The 21,447-nt window shown below is 63.5% G+C and carries 22 protein-coding genes; 19 read left to right on the top strand and 3 right to left on the bottom strand.

Features of this window, described 5'->3' with window-relative positions; all coding sequences use genetic code 11:
- Window positions 1-149: 149 nt before the first annotated feature.
- The 10 genes from QM996_RS18720 (at window position 150) to QM996_RS18675 (ending at window position 11,673) form a co-directional block, all read left to right on the top strand.
- Complete coding sequence (locus QM996_RS18720) at window positions 150-842, top strand: glutathione S-transferase family protein (protein ID WP_173515269.1); 693 nt, start codon at window positions 150-152, stop codon at window positions 840-842.
- Window positions 823-2,025, top strand: coding sequence for a tRNA epoxyqueuosine(34) reductase QueG (gene queG / locus QM996_RS18715; protein ID WP_500268710.1), 1,203 nt, complete (start codon window positions 823-825; stop codon window positions 2,023-2,025). Before QM996_RS18720 ends, queG begins: the two co-directional genes overlap by 20 nt.
- Window positions 2,013-2,888 carry an SDR family oxidoreductase gene (locus QM996_RS18710; protein ID WP_500268709.1) on the top strand — a complete coding sequence of 292 codons (876 nt, stop codon included), beginning with the start codon at window positions 2,013-2,015 and terminating at the stop codon, window positions 2,886-2,888. The genes queG and QM996_RS18710 overlap by 13 nt, the downstream gene beginning before the upstream one ends.
- 461 nt (window positions 2,889-3,349) lie before the next feature.
- Window positions 3,350-3,724, top strand: coding sequence for a septal ring lytic transglycosylase RlpA family protein (locus QM996_RS18705; protein WP_500268708.1), 375 nt, complete (start codon window positions 3,350-3,352; stop codon window positions 3,722-3,724).
- Between the two features lie 135 nt (window positions 3,725-3,859).
- Window positions 3,860-5,149 (top strand): RsmB/NOP family class I SAM-dependent RNA methyltransferase, encoded by a 1,290-nt coding sequence (locus QM996_RS18700; RefSeq protein WP_429810859.1) that lies wholly within the window; start codon window positions 3,860-3,862, stop codon window positions 5,147-5,149.
- Between the two features lie 188 nt (window positions 5,150-5,337).
- Window positions 5,338-6,618 (top strand): imelysin family protein, encoded by a 1,281-nt coding sequence (locus QM996_RS18695; protein WP_500268707.1) that lies wholly within the window; start codon window positions 5,338-5,340, stop codon window positions 6,616-6,618.
- Window positions 6,619-6,666: 48 nt separating this feature from the next.
- Entirely contained in the window at window positions 6,667-8,196 is a 1,530-nt protein-coding gene (locus QM996_RS18690) for a di-heme oxidoreductase family protein (RefSeq protein ID WP_500268706.1), read from the top strand.
- Complete coding sequence (locus QM996_RS18685; protein WP_500268705.1) at window positions 8,196-9,311, top strand: imelysin family protein; 1,116 nt, start codon at window positions 8,196-8,198, stop codon at window positions 9,309-9,311. Before QM996_RS18690 ends, QM996_RS18685 begins: the two co-directional genes overlap by 1 nt.
- Window positions 9,312-9,519: 208 nt before the next feature.
- A complete protein-coding gene (locus QM996_RS18680; RefSeq protein WP_173515261.1) occupies window positions 9,520-10,509 on the top strand; it encodes a magnesium transporter CorA family protein in 990 nt (329 codons plus the stop codon).
- Between the two features lie 63 nt (window positions 10,510-10,572).
- Window positions 10,573-11,673, top strand: coding sequence for a DUF1513 domain-containing protein (locus QM996_RS18675; protein WP_500268704.1), 1,101 nt, complete (start codon window positions 10,573-10,575; stop codon window positions 11,671-11,673).
- Window positions 11,674-11,778: 105 nt separating this feature from the next.
- Here the strand turns inward: QM996_RS18675 and QM996_RS18670 are convergent, their stop codons facing one another.
- Window positions 11,779-12,333 (bottom strand): GNAT family N-acetyltransferase, encoded by a 555-nt coding sequence (locus QM996_RS18670; RefSeq protein WP_500268703.1) that lies wholly within the window; start codon window positions 12,331-12,333, stop codon window positions 11,779-11,781.
- A 198-nt stretch (window positions 12,334-12,531) separates the two neighbouring features.
- Between QM996_RS18670 and QM996_RS18665 the strand changes: the two genes are divergently transcribed.
- From QM996_RS18665 to QM996_RS18640, 6 genes are all read left to right on the top strand, one after another.
- Window positions 12,532-12,984 carry a PaaI family thioesterase gene (locus QM996_RS18665; protein ID WP_247960846.1) on the top strand — a complete coding sequence of 151 codons (453 nt, stop codon included), beginning with the start codon at window positions 12,532-12,534 and terminating at the stop codon, window positions 12,982-12,984.
- The gene (locus tag QM996_RS18660; protein WP_500268702.1) at window positions 12,981-13,619 is read left to right on the top strand and encodes a 5'-methylthioadenosine/S-adenosylhomocysteine nucleosidase; all 639 of its coding nucleotides are present in this window, start codon (window positions 12,981-12,983) and stop codon (window positions 13,617-13,619) included. Before QM996_RS18665 ends, QM996_RS18660 begins: the two co-directional genes overlap by 4 nt.
- Before the next feature lie 112 nt (window positions 13,620-13,731).
- Window positions 13,732-15,294, top strand: a complete 1,563-nt coding sequence (gene guaA, locus QM996_RS18655; protein ID WP_500268701.1) for a glutamine-hydrolyzing GMP synthase — start codon at window positions 13,732-13,734, stop codon at window positions 15,292-15,294.
- A gap of 253 nt (window positions 15,295-15,547) precedes the next feature.
- Window positions 15,548-15,877, top strand: a complete 330-nt coding sequence (locus tag QM996_RS18650; RefSeq protein ID WP_247960876.1) for an ArsR/SmtB family transcription factor — start codon at window positions 15,548-15,550, stop codon at window positions 15,875-15,877.
- Window positions 15,874-16,341: an SRPBCC family protein gene (locus QM996_RS18645; protein ID WP_500268700.1), complete on the top strand. Its 468-nt coding sequence runs from the start codon at window positions 15,874-15,876 to the stop codon at window positions 16,339-16,341. The genes QM996_RS18650 and QM996_RS18645 overlap by 4 nt, the downstream gene beginning before the upstream one ends.
- Before the next feature lie 126 nt (window positions 16,342-16,467).
- A complete protein-coding gene (locus QM996_RS18640) occupies window positions 16,468-16,881 on the top strand; it encodes a GFA family protein (RefSeq protein WP_500268699.1) in 414 nt (137 codons plus the stop codon).
- 78 nt (window positions 16,882-16,959) lie between these two features.
- On the opposite strand, the gene QM996_RS18635 is transcribed toward QM996_RS18640, so the two are convergent.
- Window positions 16,960-17,589: a glutathione S-transferase family protein gene (locus QM996_RS18635; protein ID WP_500268698.1), complete on the bottom strand. Its 630-nt coding sequence runs from the start codon at window positions 17,587-17,589 to the stop codon at window positions 16,960-16,962.
- A 170-nt stretch (window positions 17,590-17,759) separates the two neighbouring features.
- Between QM996_RS18635 and QM996_RS18630 the strand changes: the two genes are divergently transcribed.
- Window positions 17,760-18,818, top strand: coding sequence for a M14 family metallopeptidase (locus tag QM996_RS18630; protein ID WP_500268697.1), 1,059 nt, complete (start codon window positions 17,760-17,762; stop codon window positions 18,816-18,818).
- 43 nt (window positions 18,819-18,861) lie between these two features.
- On the opposite strand, the gene QM996_RS18625 is transcribed toward QM996_RS18630, so the two are convergent.
- On the bottom strand, window positions 18,862-19,326 hold the full coding sequence (locus QM996_RS18625) for an Lrp/AsnC family transcriptional regulator (RefSeq protein ID WP_500268696.1): 465 nt from the start codon (window positions 19,324-19,326) through the stop codon (window positions 18,862-18,864).
- Window positions 19,327-19,552: 226 nt separating this feature from the next.
- Here QM996_RS18625 and tatA point away from each other — a divergent pair, with 226 nt between their 5' ends.
- Together tatA and QM996_RS18615 are read left to right on the top strand one after the other, a co-directional pair.
- The gene (gene tatA, locus QM996_RS18620; protein WP_500268695.1) at window positions 19,553-20,722 is read left to right on the top strand and encodes an amino acid aminotransferase; all 1,170 of its coding nucleotides are present in this window, start codon (window positions 19,553-19,555) and stop codon (window positions 20,720-20,722) included.
- A gap of 7 nt (window positions 20,723-20,729) precedes the next feature.
- A complete protein-coding gene (locus QM996_RS18615) occupies window positions 20,730-21,362 on the top strand; it encodes a YitT family protein (protein ID WP_500268694.1) in 633 nt (210 codons plus the stop codon).
- The last annotated feature ends 85 nt before the right edge of the window (window positions 21,363-21,447 follow it).

Below are 21,447 nucleotides of genomic sequence, written 5' to 3'. Positions count from 1 at the left end.
AGGAAAAGGCTGATTCGCTTGTGTTTGCCACCACAAATTTCTATAGCTCTATCACAGGAGCCGTGGCCAGACGCTTGCGCCGCCACGCTGACGCCCCCTGCAAAAAGCTGACGCCCCCTGCAAAAAGACTCTGAGAAGCAAGATCATCGATGCCGACACTGTATCATCACCCCATGTCCGCCGCTTCACGGTTCGTACGCCTTATCCTATCGGAATATGGCTATCAGACGGAATTGTCGGAGGAGCAGCCCTGGGAGAACCGGCGCGACTTCCTGGCCTTGAATCCGGCGGGGACGTTACCGGTGTATGTTGACGACAGTATGAGAGCACTTTGTGGCGCCACGATCATCTCGGAATATCTCGACGAGACGAACGGCATCATGAAGCGGGATCGTCGGCTTCTGGCGGAAGACCCGTTCCAGCGCGCGGAAATCCGCCGCCTGGTCGAGTGGTTCCTGCAGAAGATGGAAGCGGACGTCACCAGGCCGCTGGTGCGCGAGCGGATCTTCAAGCTGCAGATGACGCCGGACCAGGGTGGCGGTGCGCCCGACAGCAAGATCCTGCGCACCTCGCGCGCGAATATCCGCCAGCATATGAAGTATCTCTCCTGGCTCGCGGGTTCGCGCACCTGGCTTGCCGGCGACCGTATCTCCTATGCAGATCTCGCGGCGGCCGCGACGGTATCCGTGCTCGACTATCTCGGCGAGATCGACTGGTCGGATGCCCCGACCGCCAAGGAGTGGTACCAGCGGCTGAAGTCCCGCCCCTCCTTCCGCCCGCTGCTTTCCGAGCGCGTGCGCGGCGTAACCCCGGTTCCGCATTATGCGGACCTCGACTTCTGAGGCTGAAACCGTGCCCGGCATCACTGCCAAGGCTGACAATGGGGATAGACGGCGGCTGAAGCTGACCGAATTCCTGAAGGCCGAGGCGGCGGACAAGGGCTTCGATCTCTGTCGCATCACCCGGCCGGACGCCATTCCCGAGGCACCGGCTCGGCTGCAGGACTTCCTCGACGACGGCTTCCACGGCACGATGGACTGGCTCGCCGAGACTGCCGCGCGACGCTCCGACCCGCGAACTCTCTGGAGCGAAGTGCGCTCGGTCGTGATGTTCGCGATGAATTACGGGCCGGAAGAAGATCCGCGCGGAATTCTCGAAAAGACCGATCGCGGCGCGATCTCGGTCTACGCCCAGAACCGCGACTATCACGACATCATCAAGGGCAAGCTCAAGGAAGTCGCGACGCGGTTTGCCGCGCGCGCCGGCGAGGACGTCAAGGTCTTTGTCGACACCGCCCCGGTGATGGAAAAACCACTCTCGGAAAAGGCCGGCCTCGGCTGGCAGGGCAAGCACACCAATCTCGTCAGCCGCGAATTCGGCTCCTGGCTGTTTCTCGGCAGCCTGTTCACCACGGCGGAACTCGTCATCGACGCGCCGGAGCGCGACCATTGCGGCTCCTGCCGCGCCTGCCTCGATGCCTGCCCGACCGGCGCTTTCCCCGCACCCTATCAGATCGACGCGCGGCGCTGCATTTCCTACCTGACGATCGAGCACAAGGGGCCGATCGACCCGGTACTCAGGCCGCTGATGGGCAACCGCATCTATGGCTGCGACGACTGTCTCGCCGCCTGTCCCTGGAACAAGTTCGCGCAAACGGCTTCCGAAATGAAGCTGAAGGCGCGCGAGGATCTGAAAGCGCCGTCGCTGGAAGCCTTGCTCGACCTCGACGACCCGGCCTTCCGCAGCCTGTTCTCGGGCTCGCCGGTCAAGCGCATCGGCCGCGACCGTTTCGTGCGCAACGTGCTGATCGCGGCCGGCAACTCCGGCGATCCGGCGCTTGCGCCTGCGGTCAAGGCGCGCATCGATGATCCCTCGCCTGTGGTGCGGGCGATGGCGGTCTGGGCGCTGTCACGATTGGTCGCGCCGGCAGCGCTTGCAGAATTTGCCGAACAATGCGAGCCAGAGACGGAAGAAGACGTCCTCAACGAATGGCAGATGGCGGGAGTGAGCCGATGCATGTCCTGATCCTTGGCGCCGGCTATTCCGGTACGGCAATCGCGCGGGCCATGGCTCCGACGGCGGCAAGCGTTGTCGGCACCACCCGCACCGGGGAGAAGGCGGCGAAGCTTGAAAGGGCCGGCATCCGCCCGATCCTATTCGATGGAGAAACGATCTCCGACGAACTCGCAGCCGCGCTTGGCCAGGCGACGCACCTGATCCAGTCGATCGCGCCCGGCCGGGACGGCGATCCGATGTTCCGCGCTTCCAGCCCGGATCTCACGCAGTTGGCTCCGAACCTCAAGTGGATCGGCTATCTGTCGACGGTCGGCGTCTATGGCGACCATGGCGGAGCATGGGTCACCGAGGACATGCTGCGCAAACCGGTTTCGGCGCGCTCGGTCGAGCGAGTGGAAGCGGAGGACGGCTGGATCGCCTTCGGCGTCAGGCAGAACATCCCGGTCGCGGTGCTCAGACTTGCGGGCATCTACGGCCCGGGACGCAACGCCTTCTGCAATCTCGCAAACGGCACGGCCCGACGCCTGATCAAGCCGGGGCAGGTGTTCAACCGCATCCGCGTCGAGGACATCGGTGCGGCCACCCTGTTCCTCGCCAACAATGGTACGAGCGGCGTCTTCAACATTACCGACAACGAGCCGGCGCCGCCGCAGGACGTTGTGGCCGAGGCCGCGCGGCTGATGGGTGTGGAGCCACCGCCGGAGATCCCGTTTGAACAGGCGGAACTCTCGCCGATGGCCCGCTCCTTCTATGGAGAGAACAAGCGGGTATCGAACGCGCGCATGCGCGCCACCGGCTTCGCGTTCGCGTATCCGGATTATCGCGTTTCGCTTGCGCAGCTCTGGCAATCCGGTACGTGGCGCAACGCCTGAAACGCAACGCGGCGTACAATCAATAACATAACCCGAAATGCTTATAGAAAGCCGATAGTCTGTTCATCAGTAACGGCGCCACGAACGCCGCCAGAATTGTGACATTCTCTGGATATTCCTTCGATACTTGATGAAGTGAATACAACCTGTGCGCTAGTGTCGAATTTTCGACCATCCGGATTCCGGAAATTTCGTCCAATTCGAAATTTTTAATGAATTTTTTCGTTTACCACTGAGTTGCGCCTGCGTGCGGAAGGCTATCAGCGTTCAACCACTGATTCCAAAGAACTTCCCGGCTCCTTTTAAACTATTTCAAACAATCTTCGTTTTTAAATTTTTGTCCTTTTTTAATAATTCCTAATAGAACGTAAATGGTTGAAGCACGTTTTCGCCATTTTTCGCCCCAATTAGCAGTTTCCATAAGATTTTTAATCAACCATTTGACCGAGGGGATCGCCAGTTTGACGCCAGCGAAGATCAAGACGGCTGCCGCCGCAGCGCTGTTCACGACCGCTATCGGTCTCGTTTCCGTTTCCGATAGCCATGCAGCCGGCGCCGGCTGCGGCGGCGCATCCTGGTATGCGCTGAGTTCCAGGACCGCCTCCGGCGAGCGCATGAATGCGGCACACCTGACCGCCGCCCACCGCAGCCTGAAATTCGGAACCAAGGTTCAGGTCACCAACAAACGCAACGGCAAGAGCGTGATCGTTCGCATCAACGATCGTGGGCCGTTCATCCGCGGACGCGTCATGGATCTTTCCAAGGCCGCGGCTTCGCAGATCGGCATGGTACGCTCCGGCACCGCCAGCGTCTGTTATCGCGTCATCAATTCCTGATCTTGAAATACTGCCGTCCGACCAATCGTCGGGTGGGTTTACTTGAGAAAGACCGTTCTCGGCGGTTAATCTTCTCCGCCGTCTTGCTCTTCGATGCCATCGCCGCTACCACGGCGAAAAAGGAGTTGATCGAAGATGCGTTTGGGCGGCAGGCTCGCTGGAGCCATTGAGGTTCTTGAGGATATCGAAAAGCGGAAGCGCCCGGTCGCCGACGCGCTCAAGGATTGGGGCCTTTCCCATCGCTTCGCCGGATCCGGCGACCGCTCCGCGATCGGCAACATCGTCTACGACGCCCTTCGCATGAAGCTCTCGCACGCTTACCTGATGGACAGCGACAGCGCCGCAGCACTCGGCCATGCCGTCATGTACCGCCAATGGGGCTTCACCCCGGAAGCGCTCGCCGCCGAACTCGACGGCGACAGGTTCGCGCCGGAAGCCCCTTCCGCCGAGCGCATGCAGGCCTTCACGACGCGACGTCTCGAAGACGCGCCGGCCTATGTCCAGGGCGATATCCCGGAATGGGTTCAGGCGTCCTTCGAGGAAAACTTCTCCGACGACTGGCTTGAGGAGGCCAAGGCGCTCGCCGGCCGGCCGACGCTCGACCTGCGCGCCAATACGCTGAAGGCCTCGCGCGCCAAGGTGCTGAAGGCGCTGGAGCGCAGCGGTGCGGAGCCGGCGACGATCGCCCGCAACGGCATTCGCATTCCCGCCGGCGAAGGCGCCTCGCGCCTGCCGAACGTGACGGCGGAACTTTCCTTTCAGAAGGGTTGGTTCGAAGTCCAGGACGAGGGCTCGCAGATCGTTGCCGATCTCGCCTTTCCCCAGGAAGGCGAACAGGTGCTCGACTATTGCGCCGGCGGCGGCGGCAAGACGCTCGCCATGTCGGCGGCGATGAACAACAAGGGCCAGGTGCACGCTTACGACACCGACCGCAAGCGCCTTGCCCCGATCATCGAGCGGTTGAAGCGCGCCGGCACCCGCAATGTCCAGGTGCATGAATCCACCGAAAGCCTGGCGCCGCTCGCCGGCCGCTTCGACCGCGTGCTGGTCGATGCGCCCTGCACCGGCACCGGCACCTGGCGCCGCCGCCCGGACACCAAGTGGCGGCTCAACCAGAAGAACCTCGAAGAGCGCATCTCCCAGCAGGAGGAAGCGCTGGCAAGTGCCGCGCAGTTCGTCCGGCCGGGCGGCCACCTCATCTATGTCACCTGCTCGGTGCTCCCGGAGGAAAACGAGGCCCAGGTCTACGGCTTCTGCGAAGACAACCCGGAATTCGAGATCCTCTCGGCCGCCGACATCTGGGCGACGCTCTTCGGGACCGACAAGCCACAGCCCTGGTCGGCCGACATGAAGACGGTGACGCTGACGCCCGCTTCCACCGGCACGGACGGCTTCTTCTTCTGCCTGATGCAACGCAAGGGCTGAGCCCTTCGCAGGCCGCCGAATGCCGGCATCAGATTGAAAAAGTTCTAAACTATACACTTTGACACAAGTTTGCTTTTGGTTCATGAGAGGCAGGCCCGGCCGGGGCCTTTTCTCATGGCCCGACGCCTGAACGACACCGCGTCTGCGGGCTCGTTCGGCTGCGCCGAAGGAAGCAACAGGAGAGGGTCATGACCAAGAAATTCATCCGTGGCGCCGCGCTGGCGCTGATGACGGCAACGTCGGCGCTGGCCCTGCAGCCGGCCCACGCCGCCACCGATGCCGCCGCCGTGGTGAAGCATTATACCGCTGTCGCCCATGCCAAATTCGAAGATGCGCTGACGACGGCCGAGGCACTCGAAAAGGCGGTCGACGCGCTGATCGCGACGCCGAGCGAAGAAACGCTGAAGGCGGCGCGCGACGCCTGGCTCAAGGCCCGCAATCCCTATCAGGAAACCGAAGTCTACCGTTTCGGCAACGCGATCGTCGACGAGTGGGAAGGCAAGGTCAACGCCTGGCCGCTCGACGAGGGCCTGATTGACTATGTCGATCCGAGCTACGGCAGCGAGAGCGACGAGAACGCCCTCTTCACCGCCAACGTCATCGCCAACAAGACGATCAAGATCGACGGCAAGGACGTCGACGCCACCAACATCACGCCGGAGTTCCTGGCGGGCACGCTGCAGGAAGCCGGCGGCATCGAGGCGAACGTCGCGACCGGCTACCATGCGATCGAGTTCCTGCTGTGGGGCCAGGACCTGAACGGCACCAAGGCCGGCGCCGGAAACCGCCCCTATACGGACTACGACACCAAGGCCTGCACCGGCGGCAATTGCGATCGCCGTGCCGCCTATCTGAAGGCCGCGACCGAACTGCTCGTTTCCGACCTCAAGGAAATGGTCGCCAACTGGACACCGGACGGAGCTGCGACCAAGGCCGTCGAGGCCGATCCGAAGGCCGGTCTCGTCGCCATCCTCACCGGCATGGGTTCGCTCTCCTATGGCGAACTTGCCGGCGAGCGCATGAAGCTCGGCCTGCTCTTGCATGATCCGGAAGAGGAGCACGATTGCTTCTCCGACAACACGCACAACTCGCATCTGCATGACGCGATCGGCATCCAATCGGCCTATACGGGCGAATATACCCGCGTCGACGGAACGAAGATGACGGGCCCGTCGCTCTCCGAACTCGTCGCCGCCAAGGATGAGGCTCTCGACAAGGAAATGACGGCCAATCTCGCCACCACGGTCGAGAAGATGCAGGCGATGGCGAAGCGCGCGGCAACCACCGAGGCCTACGACCAGATGATCGGCGAGGGCAATGCCGAGGGCAACGCCACCGTTCAGGCGGCGATCGACGGTCTGATCGCCCAGGCGAAGACGGTGCAGCGCGTCATTGCGTCTCTGGATCTCGGCACGATCGAGCTTGAAGGTTCGGACAGCCTGGACAATCCTAACGCCGTCTTCCAATAAGCTGAAAAGGCGGGCCGCCCGGCACCGGTGCGGCCCGATCCTCCTGTCATGAAACCTGGCGTCCCCGGCCTCTTCGCGCTTCTTCTCGTTCAAGCGCTTCCTACGGCCCTGCCCGCCCTTGCCGGCGACGGTCTTCCGACCGAACGCACCGATCTCGACAGCAAGGACCGCGCCCGCGTCAAAGCGGTGACGCGACCGACGACGGATTTCTCCAAGGCGGAGACCTTCGAGGCGATGTCCGGGGGTGCAGCGACCTCGATCACGCCCGTCAATGCCGACAGCTTCTCGCAGTTTTCGGCCAATCTCACGTTCCAGGAGGAAGAAGGCTTCAAGCTCGGCAATGCGCTCTTCCGCAAGCTCTGGGTTTCCTCACCCTCCTCGACCCAAGCGTCCGACGGGCTCGGTCCGCTCTACAATGCCCGCGCCTGCCAGAGCTGTCACCTGAAGGACGGGCGCGGACGCCCGCCCGAAGGCTCCACTGATACGACCTCGATGTTCTTCCGCCTGGCGCGCCCGCCGCGCGACGACGAGGAGCGCCGGCTGGTCGAAGCCTTTAAGGTCGTCAACTTTCCGGATCCGGTTTACGGCGCCCAGCTTCAGGATAGCGCCGTGCCCGGCCTTGCCGCCGAAGGGCGCCTGAAGGTCAGCTACACAGAGGAGCCCTTCACCTTCCCCGACGGTGAGATCGTTTCGCTGCGCCGACCGAGCTATTCCGTAACCGACCTCGCCTATGGGCCGCTGGATCCGGCGACGACGCTCTCGCCACGCGTGGCCCAGCCGATGATCGGGCTTGGCCTGATCGAGGCGATCCACGAGGCCGATATCCTGGCGCTCGCCGATCCTGACGACGCCGATGGCGACGGGATCAGCGGTCGCCCGGCGCTGACGCGCGATGCCAGGACCGGCAAGCCGATGCTCGGGCGTTTCGGCTGGAAGGCGCAGAATGCCACTGTGCGGCAACAGAGCGCCGACGCTTTCGCCACCGATATCGGAATCTCTTCCCCCGATGCCGACCGGCCGCATGGCGACTGCACCAAGGCGCAGGCAAAATGCCTTACCATGCCGACCGGCGAGCAGGCGCGTCTCGGACCGACAGAAGCTCCGGATCCGGTGCTCGACCTCGTTTCCTTCTACTCCAAGAACCTCGCCGTGCCGGCACGGCGCAAGGCGAGTTTCGCCGGGACGCTCCGCGGCAAGAAGGTCTTCTACGATCTCGGCTGCACGAGCTGCCACACGCCGAAATTCGTCACCCGCCGCGATGCCGACAACAAGGCGCAATCGTTCCAGCTCATCTGGCCCTATTCCGATTTCCTGCTGCACGACATGGGCGAGGAGCTTGCGGATAGGCAACAGGTCGGTATCGCCAGCGGCCGCGAGTGGCGTACACCACCGCTTTGGGGTATCGGCTTGACCAAGACCGTCAGTGGGCACACCTTCCTGCTGCACGACGGACGCGCCCGCAATTTCACCGAAGCGATCCTCTGGCATGGCGGCGAAGGGCGGAAGGCCCGCGATGCTTTCGCCGCCCTTGCCGCAAGCGATCGCCGCGATCTCCTTGCCTTCCTGGAGTCACTCTGATGTCCTCTACGCATACGCTCACCCTCGCATTCTCCCTGGCGCTGACGATCGCATTGCCGGCAACGGCCCAGGAAGGGAGCGCGCTCTCGCCGCGCGTCGTCAACGAAGCCGCCGTCCCCACCGTCATGGCCAAGGCCGTCGACGCGTTCATCGTTCCCGGCTATCGCAACCTCACGGAAAAGACCGCCGCCGCAAGGCAAGCGACGGCCAAGCTCTGCGAGGCGCCGTCGCAACCGGCACTCAAGAGCGCGCAGGGTGCTTTCTCCGACCTGGTCGGCGCCTGGTCGGCGATCGAGGTCGTGAGGCTTGGTCCGGCTCTCGAGCAGAACCGGTTCGAACGCTTCCTCTTCTACCCCGATCGCAAGAGCACCGGGCTGAAGCAAGTGCAGGCGATCCTTTCGAAAGAGGATGAAAGCGCAACGGACGAAGCCAAGCTCAAGGGCAAGAGTGTCGCAGCCCAGGGATTGGGCGCGCTCGAATACGTGCTCTACGGCACCGGCGCCGAGGCGCTTTCGAGCAAGGAGGGCGATTTCCGCTGCCGCTACGGCTTGGCGATCACCAGGAATCTCGACACGATCGCCAATGAACTGCTTGCCGCCTGGCAGCAGGCTGAGGGTATCCAGGCCGCGTGGAAACATCCCGGTCCTGATAATCCCGAGTTCCGCGACAACCGCGAGGCGGCGACCGAACTGCTCGGCATCCTCGTCCATGGCGTCGAGACGGTGAAGGACCAGCGGCTGAAGCCGTTCTATGAAGGCAAGGACGACAAGGGCCATCCGAAGCTTGCGATCTACTGGCGCTCCGGCAACACCATGGCCTCGATCGCCGGGAATGTCCGTGGCCTCAAGACTCTGTTCGACGTAGCCGACATGCAAAGCCTGCTGCCGGAAGACAGCCGTTCCGTTGCAGGCTCGGCCGACTTCGTCTTCAAGTCGGTGATCAGTGTGGCCGGCAACATCGACGGGCCGATCGACGCGGCCCTTGCCGATGACGACAAGCGCGCCAAGCTCGCCTTCCTGTCGCTCAACGCCAACGACCTTCTCGACCGCCTGAACAAGGATTTCGGCGGCGCAATCGGGCTTGGCGCCGGCTTCTCCTTTGCCGACGGCGACTGAGCGAAACCCCGCTCGGACAGGCTGTTGACAATTCCGGCTTTTAGGCGCAAAGCGCTTTTTGTGTCCGCTTTCGCGGGCACGTTTCACCACAAGGACCAACTCACAATGAACCCCGACAGTCGAAGTCGAGCCTTCACGCTCACGACCGTCCGGTCCTGATTGATCAGGGCTTCATGGCGGTCGGATGACTCGCCCTATGGAGCCCCAAATGCTGCGCATCTACAAAAGCCAGAACAGCCACCTCGTGCTCGTCGACATGCTCGACGGCATCGCCTCCCCGACGCCGGCGATCTGGTTCGATCTCTTCAATCCGTCCGTCGAGGAAACACGCCTCGTCGAGGGTCAACTCGGCATCGCGATCCCGACCCGCGACGAGATGCAGGAGATCGAGCTTTCCGACCGGCTCTACCAGGAGGATGGCGCCGAATTCATGACGATGACGGCAACCGCGAAGCTCGACAGCGACTACCCGGTCAAGGTGCCGGTGACCTTCATTCTCAAGGGCACGACGCTGGTCACGGTCCGCCATGCCGACCCGAAGCCGTTTCAGACCTTTTCCAACCGCATCCAGAAGGCGAACGGTCAGATCTGTGAAAGCGGCGAACTGGTGATGCTCGGACTTCTCGAAGCGATCATCGACCGCACGGCGGATGCGCTCGAGCGCGCCGGCAGCGAGGTCGACGCGATTTCGCGCGAGGTGTTCCGCAAGACCAATGCCAGTGCCACCAAGAAGACGCGCGACCTGCAGTCGCTGATCGAGCAGATCGGCCAGAAGGGCGACCTCTTGACGGTGATCCGGGAAAGCCTCGTCAGCATCGGGCGGCTCGTCGCCTATCATGTGGCGCTCGAAGGCATGGGGCCGCGCAAGGCTGGAAAGGAAAGCCGACAGCGGATCAAGCTGATCCAGCGCGACGCGACCTCGCTTGGCGATCACGCGCTGTTCCTGTCGAACAAGATCAACTTCCTGCTCGACGCGACGCTCGGCCTCATCAATCTCGAGCAGAACCAGATCATCAAGATCTTCTCGGTTGCCGCCGTCGTCTTCCTGCCGCCGACGCTGGTCGCCTCGATCTATGGCATGAACTTCGGCGTGATGCCGGAATTGCAATGGGAGTTCGGCTATCCTGCGGCACTTATGCTGATGGTGATCTCGGCAATCGTGCCCTATTTCTACTTCAAGCGCCGGGGCTGGCTCTGAGCGCGCAACCCGCTATATCGCAGCCCTGAGCGGCGCCTCCGTTCAAGGCTGCGGAATTCCACGATGAGCGAGGATGGCATGAGAGCCGCCACGGGCCTGATCGACCGGCGCAGTTTCCTGAAAATGGCGGGTGCGGCCTGGGTAGCAAGCCTTGCGCCCGAGCGAGCGTTCGCGCTCGGGAAGGCTGATGCCGTCTTCGCCTCCGCCTTCATGGCGCCGGATGGAAGCTACGGCGTCGCGACGCTGACGGAAACGGGCGAAATCATCGAGCGCACCGCGCTGCCGACCCGTGCCCATGGCATGGCCTATTCGCCCGTCAGCCACCGGGCAGTCGCCTTTGCCCGCCGGCCCGGCACCTATGCCATGATCCTTGCGACCGACGGTACGGCGGAACCAGTGGTTATCGCCGCGGCGGAGGGCCGGCACTTCTACGGCCACGGCTGCTTCTCGGCGGATGGCAGGCTGCTCTATGCCACCGAGAACGACTTTGCCGCCAACCGCGGCATGGTCGGAATCTATGACGGCACAGACAACTTTGCCCGCATCGGCGAGGTCCCGACCTATGGCGTCGGCCCGCATGACATGACGCTTGCTGCCGACGGACGCCTGCTGGCGATCGCCAATGGCGGCATCGAAACACACCCGGATTTCGGCCGCACCAAGCTCAATCTCGACCATATGGAGCCGAGCCTGACGCTGGTCGACACGCGCACCGGAGCGCTGGTGCAGAAACACGGTCTACCTGATGACCTCAGCCGGCTATCAACCCGCCATGTCGATATCGGCCCGAAGGGCGAGATCTGGTTTGCCTGCCAGTACGAAGGCGCGCGCAACGACCTGCCGCCGCTCGTCGGGCATTTTGCCAAGGGGGAGGATATCCAGTTCCTGTCGCTGCCCGAGCGTACGACGGAAGCGCTGGCAAATTATGTGGGCGCGATCGCGGTCAACCGGCACGAGGGGTTGATCGGCCTGACCTCGCCCAAGGGCAACGTGGCAGTGACGCTCGATGCCCGGACCGGAGCGGTGCTGAAGGAGGAGCGCGTCGTCGATGCAGCGGGGGTTGCCGCCGCCGATCACGGCTTTGCCGTCTCCTCCTATGATGGCCACTTCAAGCGACAGCAAAGCCGCGTCGCCTGGGACCAGCATATCGTGCGATTGACGTAGACCGAAAGAGACGACAGCGCCGCGCGTTTAGATGCGCAAAGGTCGGTGTGGGCCTTGCTTCTCGGCCATCTTTCCCTTCCGGTGATCCACCGGAAAGCGGGTTTTCTAGGCGGCGAGATCCGCGGCACCCGAGAGCCGCGCCAGATCATTCCAGCGATAGGCGACCTGCTCATGCGTCTCGGCGCCGAGCGCGACCTGTCCCTGGGCGACCGGCACTGCGCCCAGGCGCTCGTAGAAGGATCGGTTCGGATTGGTCGACAGCACCCAGGCGAACAGCGAAGAGCCCCCCATCTCGCGGCTGTGCGCCGCGACGCTTCGCACCAGCGCCGAACCGATGCCGGCGCGCTGGAACTCTTCGAGAATGTAGAGGGCGTAGAGCTCCCGGTCGAAGCGCGGCGGCATGGAGCGCGCCTTGCCGTAGTTCGCAAAGCCGATCACCTTGTCCGCGTTCAGATCGACCGCCACCAGATGAAAGACCCCGGCAACGCGCATTCGCCTGGCGTGGCGCAGCGCCTGCTGCTCGATCGTCATGGCGTCGAGAAACTGATCGGCGATCAGGCCGCGAAACGTCGCTCGCCAGGTTTCGACGATGACGGAGGCGATCATCATGATGTCGTCCGGAACGGCCGGGCGAATTTCGATGCGGCGGAAGCTGTTCATGAAGGAGATATAGGTGCGACAAGCGGGCTTAAAAACGGCACGAACGGGACTGGCGAGGATTTTTCACGGGCGAGCGCAAACACCGTCCAAGGCCGGGGCTCTTCCGTCTTTCTGACTTGTCGTCCTCTGAAGGCCGTGCGACTGTCCGCCGACCGGGACCGGTAGGCCCGTAGACATTATGCAGGGCCTTTCTCATTGATGGACGACCGCGATCCCCCCGATTTCCGAAAGCGCATCCGCGAGAGTTTCGCGCGGCAGGCGGCGATGCGCACGATCGGCGCAGAACTGACGCTCGTTGAACAGGGCACCGTCGAGATCGAACTGCCGTTCGACGAGAAGCTGACGCAGCAGCATGGTTTCCTGCATGCGGGCGTGATCTCGGCGGCGCTGGATTCGGCCGGCACCTATGCGGCCTATTCGGTGATCGACCCCGATGCCTCGATCCTGACGATCGAGTTCAAGGTCAATCTGCTCTCGCCGGGGCGCGGCGAGCGCTTTCTGTTCCGCGGCGAAGTGACCAAGCCCGGATCGACGATCATTGTTTCCGACGGGCGCGGCTATGCGATCCGCGCCGACGGGCCGGCAAAGCTGATCGCGTCGATGACGGGAACGATGATGGTGGTGCGGGGACGCGAAGGGATCGAAGGATGAGTTTTGCCGTCAAGGACGTCGCCGGGCGCAGGATCCTCTACGTCATGGCCGTGGATGCCGAATACGGGCCACATCTCAAGGAGCGGATCAAGCCGCTGATGACCGGCGTCGGCCCGGTCGAAGCGGCCGTCATGCTGACGCGGACGCTTGCCGAACTCGCCGCGGAGCGTGCATTGCCCGACCTCGTCGTTTCGCTCGGCTCGGCCGGTGCCGCCAAGCTTGAACAGACCGAAGTCTACCAGGCGGTCTCGGTCGGCTACCGCGACATGGATGCCTCGCCGCTCGGTTTCGAGAAGGGCAGGACGCCGTTTCTCGACCTGCCGGTGATAGTGCCGCTGCCGCTCAGGATCCCCGGCGTGCCGGAGGCCCGGCTTTCGACCGGCGCCAACATCGTCTCCGGTGCTGCCTATGAGGCGATCGATGCCGACATGGTCGAGATGGAGACCTTTGCGGTCCTGCGCGCCTGTCAGTCCTTCGGGGTTCCGCTGATTGCGCTTCGCGGTATTTCCGACGGCAAGGCCGAGCTCAAGCACGTCAGCGACTGGACCGAATATCTTCACGTTATCGACGAGAAGCTTGCTGATGTGATCGACCGGCTGGAGAATGCGGTTTCGAGCGGCGAGATCCGGCTCTAGACGCTCATCCCGCTCTGAAACCCCGGAATTGTCGGGGTGCAATTGAATCGTTGCGCTGATGGCGGGCTTTCATTAAAGGCTCGCCATGATCAAGCTTGTTTGAAGGCCCCAAATGACCCAGACAGCCCATCCCGACACCGTCCTCATCGTCGACTTCGGCAGCCAGGTGACGCAGCTCATCGCCCGGCGCGTGCGCGAATCCGGTGTCTATTGCGAAATCGTGCCGTTCCAGTCGGCGGAAGAAGGCTTCCGCCAGCTGAAGCCGAAGGCCGTCATCCTCTCCGGCAGCCCGGCCTCGACGCTCGATATCGGCTCGCCGCGCGCCCCCCAGGCGATCTTCGATTCCGGCCTGCCGGTCTTTGGCATCTGCTATGGCCAGCAGACCATGTGCGCCCAACTCGGCGGCAAGGTCGAGAGCGGCCATCACCGCGAATTCGGCCGCGCCTTCCTGGAAGTCGAAAAGGACTGCCCGCTGTTCGAAGGCCTCTGGTCGGTCGGCTCACGCCACCAGGTCTGGATGTCGCATGGCGACCGCGTCACCGCGATCCCCGAGGGATTCGAGGTCGTGGCGACCTCGGCCAACGCGCCCTTCGCCTTCATCGCCGACGAGAAGCGCAGGTATTACGCCGTGCAGTTCCACCCGGAAGTGGTGCACACGCCCGACGGCGCCAAGTTGATTTCCAACTTCGTGCACAAGATCGCCGGCATCAAGGGCGACTGGTCGATGTCGGCCTACCGCGCCAAGGCGGTCGAGGCGATCCGCAAGCAGGTCGGCGACAAGAAGGTCATCTGCGCGCTTTCCGGCGGCGTCGACAGCTCGGTCGCGGCCCTGCTCATTCATGAGGCCGTCGGCGACCAGCTCACCTGCATCCTCGTCGACCACGGCCTGATGCGCAAGGACGAGGCGAAGAACGTCGTTGCGATGTTCCAGGAGCACTACAACCTCCACCTCCTGCACATCGACGCGTCCGACCGCTTCATCGGCGAGCTCGAAGGCGTCAGCGATCCGGAAACCAAGCGCAAGATCATCGGCCGCCTGTTCATCGAAGTATTCGAGGAAGAAGCGAAGAAGCTCGGCGGCGCCGACTTCCTCGCCCAGGGCACGCTCTATCCGGATGTGATCGAGAGCGTCTCCTTCACCGGCGGTCCGTCGGTGACGATCAAGTCGCACCACAATGTCGGCGGCCTGCCGGAGCGCATGAACATGCAGCTCGTCGAGCCGCTGCGCGAACTCTTCAAGGACGAAGTGCGCGTGCTCGGCCGCGAGCTCGGCCTGCCCGACAGCTTCATCGGCCGCCACCCCTTCCCGGGGCCGGGCCTTGCCATCCGCTGCCCGGGCGGCATCACCCGCGAGAAGCTCGAGATCCTGCGCGAAGCGGACGCGATCTATCTCGACGAGATCCGCAAGGCCGGCCTCTACGACGCCATCTGGCAGGCCTTCGCCGTGCTGTTGCCGGTCCAGACCGTCGGTGTCATGGGCGACGGACGCACCTACGAGTTCGTCTGTGCCCTTCGCGCCGTCACTTCGGTCGACGGCATGACGGCGGACTTCTACCACTACGACATGGAATTCCTCGGCCGCGCGGCAACGCGCATCATCAACGAGGTCCGCGGCATCAACCGTGTCGTCTACGACGTGACCTCGAAGCCGCCGGGCACGATCGAGTGGGAGTGAGGGACGTCCACAGTCGACGTTCTTAGTCTAGCGTCAGCACCAATATTTCGAAGGGCGCGCCTCAAAGGCACGCCCTTTTTGCATTCTCTGACCTGCGAAGGCGCGCAGCCCAACGCCGTTGCAGCCGCGGTCAAGCGGCCGGCCGAAGCGAGCGAATAAACGAAGACCTTACCAAACATCGCGTCAACGCGCCCTATGGGCAAATTAAATAGTATTGACTAATCAATCAGTACACACTAATGATTTAGGCATAATGATCGAAACCGCCCCCATCACCGCCGTCATGCGCGCCCTAGCCGACCCCACCCGCAGGGCCGTCTTCGAACGCATCGCCAGTGCCGACGAGATCACCGTGGTCGAGCTCACCCGCGGCAGCGGCGTGACGCAGGGCGCAATCTCGCAGCATCTCAAGTCGCTGAAACAGGCGGGTCTGGTCGCCGAGCGTCCCGAGGGTCGCAATGTCTATTATCGCGCCGAGCCCGAGGGGCTGGCGCCGCTCGTCGACTGGATGAGCCATTACGGCAGCTTCTGGCGCGACCGCTTTGCCAATCTGCGCACCCTTCTCAAGGAGATCGATCCATGACCGACGCAGCCGTTCTGAAATACGAGACGCAAGACATTGTCCTCGACGAGGTGTTTCCGCATACGCCCGAGACAATCTGGAAGACGTTGACTAATGGCGAGCTGATGGGCCGCTGGATCATGCCGCCTTCAGGTTTTGAAGCCGTGGAGGGCACGCACTTCACCTTCCAGACGACGCCGGCCGGCGCCTGGGACGGGACGATCCGTTGCCAGGTGCTGGAGGTGCGCCCGCATGAGCGCTTCGCCTATTCCTGGAAAGGTGGCGACGAGGGCAATATCGGCTACGGCTCCCGCCTCGATACGGTCGTCACCTGGACACTCAAGAAGGTCGATAACGGCACGCGCCTTCGCCTCGTGCATTCCGGCTTCGTGACGCCGAAGAACGACACGGCGTTCAGCAACATGAGCAACGGCTGGCCGAAGGTCCTGTCGCGCCTCGGCTCCGTCACCGATGAGCAGAAGTAGCACCGACGCCGGATCGAGCGTCGCGACGATCCGGCCACCTCACAAGCCCGAAACAAGCAAAGAGAACAGTCGGCGCCGCCCTCGCGGTCGCGCACCGGCTTTGCCGTGCCATAACAGGAGGAACGGATGAGCAAGTCCTATATCGGCGGATGCGCCTGCGGTGCGATCCGCTATCACATTTCCGGAGAGCCGGTTTTCTCGAACGATTGCCAGTGCCGCGACTGCCAACACGAGAGCGGGACCGGGCATGGATCGCATATGACGTTCCGGCGCGACGGGTTGAAGCTCGAAGGCGAAGCCAGGCACTGGGACATGGTCGCCGACAGCGGCAATGTGAAGACGCGCGGCTTCTGTCCCACCTGCGGCTCGCCCGTCTACATGACCTTTGCGGCCATGCCGGAGTTCTTTACCATCCGCGCGGCAAGCCTCGACGACCCCAGCCGCTACAAGCCTCAGGCGGTGACCTACGGTATACGCGGCCATGCCTGGGACCATCTCGATCCGGCCCTGCCGAAATTCGAGACGATGCCGCCGAGGTGAGCGGCGCAGCAGCACCTCGGCGGCGCCGGCCTGCATCCCCATTCCCAATCGAGGAGCGTCTGCCGCGACCGACAATCCTCATCGGGCCGGCGGAATGAAGGGCTGACTGATCGTCTGGAACACGGGGAGCGCTTCCAGCTTCTCCGCATGGGCGTGCAAGTGGGGATAGCGCGAGATCGCCACCAAATCGGAATGCACGTCCTTAAGGAACCGCAAGACCGCCGCGACTGCGATGTCCGCATGACCGATCCGCTGCGAGAACCAGTATTCGCTCTGGCTTTGCGCGCGGCTCGCCTCGAGGACGCCAAGTGTCTCCTCGATCTGACGGCGGCAGCGATCGACCCAAACGGCCGAGACCTCGCCGTGCAGCCGTTTCTCGTAGAACAGGCTGACGGCCTTGTCGCCCAACCCGGTGGCGAGCGCAGCGATCCTCAGCGCCCGGTGTCGCTCCGGCTCGTATCGGGGGAACAGGGCCTCCTCGTCGGAAACGAGGCTATCGAGATAGTCGAGGATGATGTGGCTGTCGGTCAGCGCGAGGCCATCGTCCAACACGAGCGTCGGCACGCGCGTCAATGGATTATAGGCCCGAAGCTCGTCGGCATCGCCGAAAGACGACCAGGGGCGGTGTTCGAACGCAATGCCGTAGAGACTGAGGGCGATGCCCACGCGACGTACGAACGGGGAGTCATATTGGCCGATCAAGATCATTTTGCCGCCTCCTGCCTGCTGACGTTTTCCAAGAACAATAGGCCTTCCCCGGATATCAAGGCCAGAGCGACTGCGGCGCAATCCGTTGCCGCACCCCAGTTCTTAGCGACTTGCGGAGCGCTGTTGGAATGCCGATAAGCGCCACCAGCAGAATGATCCGGGAGGAGCCCATGGACATTTCCGAAATCATCATCGCCGGCGATACGCCCGGCATCGAATGGCGCCTGCCCGTCTTCCGCTTCAGGGGCCGGAGCGCCGCGGCACCCAAGACCTATATCCAGGCGGCATTGCACGCCAACGAGCTGCCGGGCACGGCGCTGGCGCATTTCCTTCTGCAAAGGCTGCAGCAGGCGGACAAGGACGGCGCCATCCTCGGCGACATCACCGTCGTCCCGCAGGCGAACCCGATCGGCACGGCGCAGTCGCATTTCGGTGAGCTGCAGGGCCGCTTCGATCTGGGATCGCGCACCAATTTCAACCGCGATTTTCCGCTGATCTCGCTCGCCGACCGCGACAGCCTCATCGATGATCTCGACCGCCATTCAGCCACCGATCGGCTGAAGCGCCAGTTGCTGCACATGGCGCTTGGCGTCGACTTGATGCTCGACCTTCACTGCGACGACGAGGCCCTGCAATACGTCTATATCGACGATGCCTTCTGGCCGGAGGCGGGAGACCTCGCCTCCGCGCTCGATATGGAGGCGGTCTTCCTCTCGGATGGCGAAAGCACCGCCTTCGAGGAGGCTGTCGCCTATGCCTGGAAATATGAGACCGGGCAGAAGAAGGCGCGGCTTCCCGGACGCCTCTCGGTCACCGTCGAGCTTCGCGGCACGCGCGACGTCTATCCGGAACTTGCCCGCAAGGATGCCGAGGGTGTCTTCCGTTTCCTCGTCGCCCGTGGCGTCGTGACCGGTGACGAAGAGGCGATCGCACCCTTCGCCGGCATCGTCGCGCCGCTCGACAATATCGAGATGATCCGCGCACCGGAGGCAGGCGCCATCCTGTTCCATCGCGACATCGGCGAAACCGTGAAGGCCGGGGACCTGCTCGCGACCATTCTCACCCGTCCGGGCCGAGCCGACGGCGCGCTCGACGTGCGCGCGCCGCAGGACGGGCTGATCGTCACCCGCGTCTCGACCCGCCTCGCACGCCGACGTTCGGACCTGATGAAGATCGCCTGCGCCGCGCCCTCCGGCGCCGTGCGCAAGCCGGGCCCGCTCGAGGCCTAAGAGGACATCCCGGGAAAGCGTGGGCCGTCCCGGGTCGCCTGATTCAGCGGCCGTCACCCAAGGTGGCGGCCGTCATCTTCGGGCTGTCGAGCAAGATGGTCGAGCGCAGCGTCTTGATCTCGGCAATCTGCTCGAACTCGCTCCAGAGCAGACGCTTGTAGTCCGCGACGTCGCGCACGGCGATCTTCAGGAGAAAGTCGAAATCGCCGGCGACCGTGTGGCACTCCACCACCTCCGGCATGCGTGAGATCAACTCGATGAAGCGGTGGCCGACCTTGCTTGCGGTTCGCTCCAGCGTCACCTCGACAAAGGCCTGGAAACCGATGCCTGCGGCCTTCGGATCGACCACGACCGTCTGGCGGATGACGCCGGCCGCATAGAGCCTGGCGAGGCGGCGCGACAGCGGCGCCGGCGAGAGCCCGACCCTTGCCGCGAGCTCGTTGTTGGTCAACGACGCATCCTCGACCAGCAGGCGGATGATCCGCCGGTCGACCTGATCCAGCTCCATCGATACCTTCTCAACCACGTATGAACCCCGCATGCGCAAATCAGCAAATGATATGCAGGATTTTGCGCAAATCCTACGATGTCAACATTGTCTCCATGGCAAAAATCGCATCGATTTTGCGCTGATCCTGACCTAAGAAGGAAGCCGCAGGTCAGCCGGAGGAACGGCGGCCGGCTGGCCTTTCGACAGAAATGCAATCGCTGCCACGCCAAGGGGGAATTCCGGCATGTTCGACGCACTGACCCGCCAACCCGATGATCCGTTGCTCGCCCTGATCGGGCTCTATCGCAAGGACGAACGCCCCGGAAAGGTCGATCTCGGCGTCGGCGTCTACCGCGACGAAACCGGTCACACGCCGATCTTCCGCGCCGTCAAGGCCGCGGAAAAGCGGCTCCTCGAAACCCAGGACAGCAAGGCCTATGTCGGCCCCGAGGGCGACCTCGTCTTCATCGATCATCTGTGGACGCTGGTTGGCGGCGACACCGTCGATCGCAGCCACATTGCCGGCGTGCAGACACCGGGTGGTTCCGGCGCGCTGAGGCTCGCGGCCGACCTCATCCATCAGATGGGCGGCAGGCGCATCTGGATCGGCCTGCCGAGCTGGCCTAATCATGCGAGCATTTTCAAGACGGCCGGCCTTGAGCCAGCCGGTTACCCGTTCTTCGACGTGCCGTCGCAGACGGTGCTCTTCGACAACATGATGACGGCGCTGCAGGGCGCTGCCGCCGGCGATGCCGTTCTCCTGCATGCGAGCTGCCACAACCCGACGGGCGGCGTCATCACCGAGGCACAGTGGATGGAGCTTGCCGCCATCATTGCCGAGCGCGGGCTGCTGCCGCTCGTCGACCTCGCCTATCAGGGCTTCGGCCGCGGTCTCGACGAGGATGTCGCCGGTCTTCGCCACCTGATCGGCGTCGTGCCCGAAGCGCTGGTCGCCGTTTCCTGCTCCAAGTCGTTCGGCCTCTATCGCGAACGCGCCGGCGCGATCTTCGCGGTGACGACCTCGTCCTCCTCCGCCGATACGGTCCGCTCCAACCTCGCCGGCCTCGCCCGCACCAGCTACTCGATGCCGCCGGATCATGGCGCGGCGATCGTGCGCATGATCCTTTCCGACGCCGACCTCGCGCGCGACTGGAAGGAAGAACTTGAAACCATGCGGCTGCGCATCACCAATATCCGCCGGGCGCTCGCCGAGGGCCTGCGCGACCGCTGGCAGGCGCTCGGCGCCGTCGCCGGCCAGGAAGGCATGTTCTCGCTGCTGCCGCTCACCGAAGCCGACGTCATGCGGCTCCGAAACGAGCACGGCATCTACATGCCCGGCTCCGGCCGCATCAACATCGCCGGCCTGAAGACGGCGGAAGTCGAAGGCGTCATCGCCAAGTTCAGGAATCTCTGAGGATCAGATGACCGAGCGCAGCATCGACGTGTCTGAACCCCCGGTAGAACGCCACCGTCTCTACGAGGATGCGCTGGCGATCTTGACGGGCACGCTGATCATGTCGCTCGGTGTCATCATCTACAGCAAGGCGATGCTCTTGACGGGCAGCACATCGGGCCTGGCTCTGCTCCTGCAATATGCGACCGGGGCCGAGTTCTCGCTGGTCTTCTCCCTCGTCAACCTGCCCTTCTACGTGCTGGCGGTCAAACGGCTCGGCTGGATGTTTGCGCTGCGCACCTTCCTCGCCGTCAGCCTGGTGTCGCTGTTTTCGCGGCTGACGGCCGGATGGGTGGAGATCGCGCAGCTCGACCCGATCTACGCGGCGGTTGTCGGCGGTGGACTGATGGGCACGGGTCTACTGATCCTCTTCCGCCATCGCACCGGGCTTGGCGGCATCAACATCGTGGCGATCTATCTCCAGGAAAAATTCGGCGTCCGCGCCGGCTACTTTCAGCTCGCAGTCGATCTCGCCATCCTCGCCGCCGCCTACTTCGTGCTGCCGCCGGCAAACCTCGTGCTTTCGGTCGTGGGTGCTGCCGTCGTCAACATGACGCTGGCGATCAACCACAGGCCCGGCCGCTACGCCGGCGTGACCTGAAACAAGGTCAACGCCTTCCCTCGGGCTCGCCGGGACGCTATCACTCCAGCCACGCTTTGAAGTTGCGCGATTCCGGATGGTTGCC

This window comes from Sinorhizobium chiapasense (assembly GCF_045277575.1).
Lineage (GTDB): Bacteria > Pseudomonadota > Alphaproteobacteria > Rhizobiales > Rhizobiaceae > Ensifer > Ensifer chiapasense_A.
This window is presented reverse-complemented; position numbering and strand designations above follow the sequence as displayed.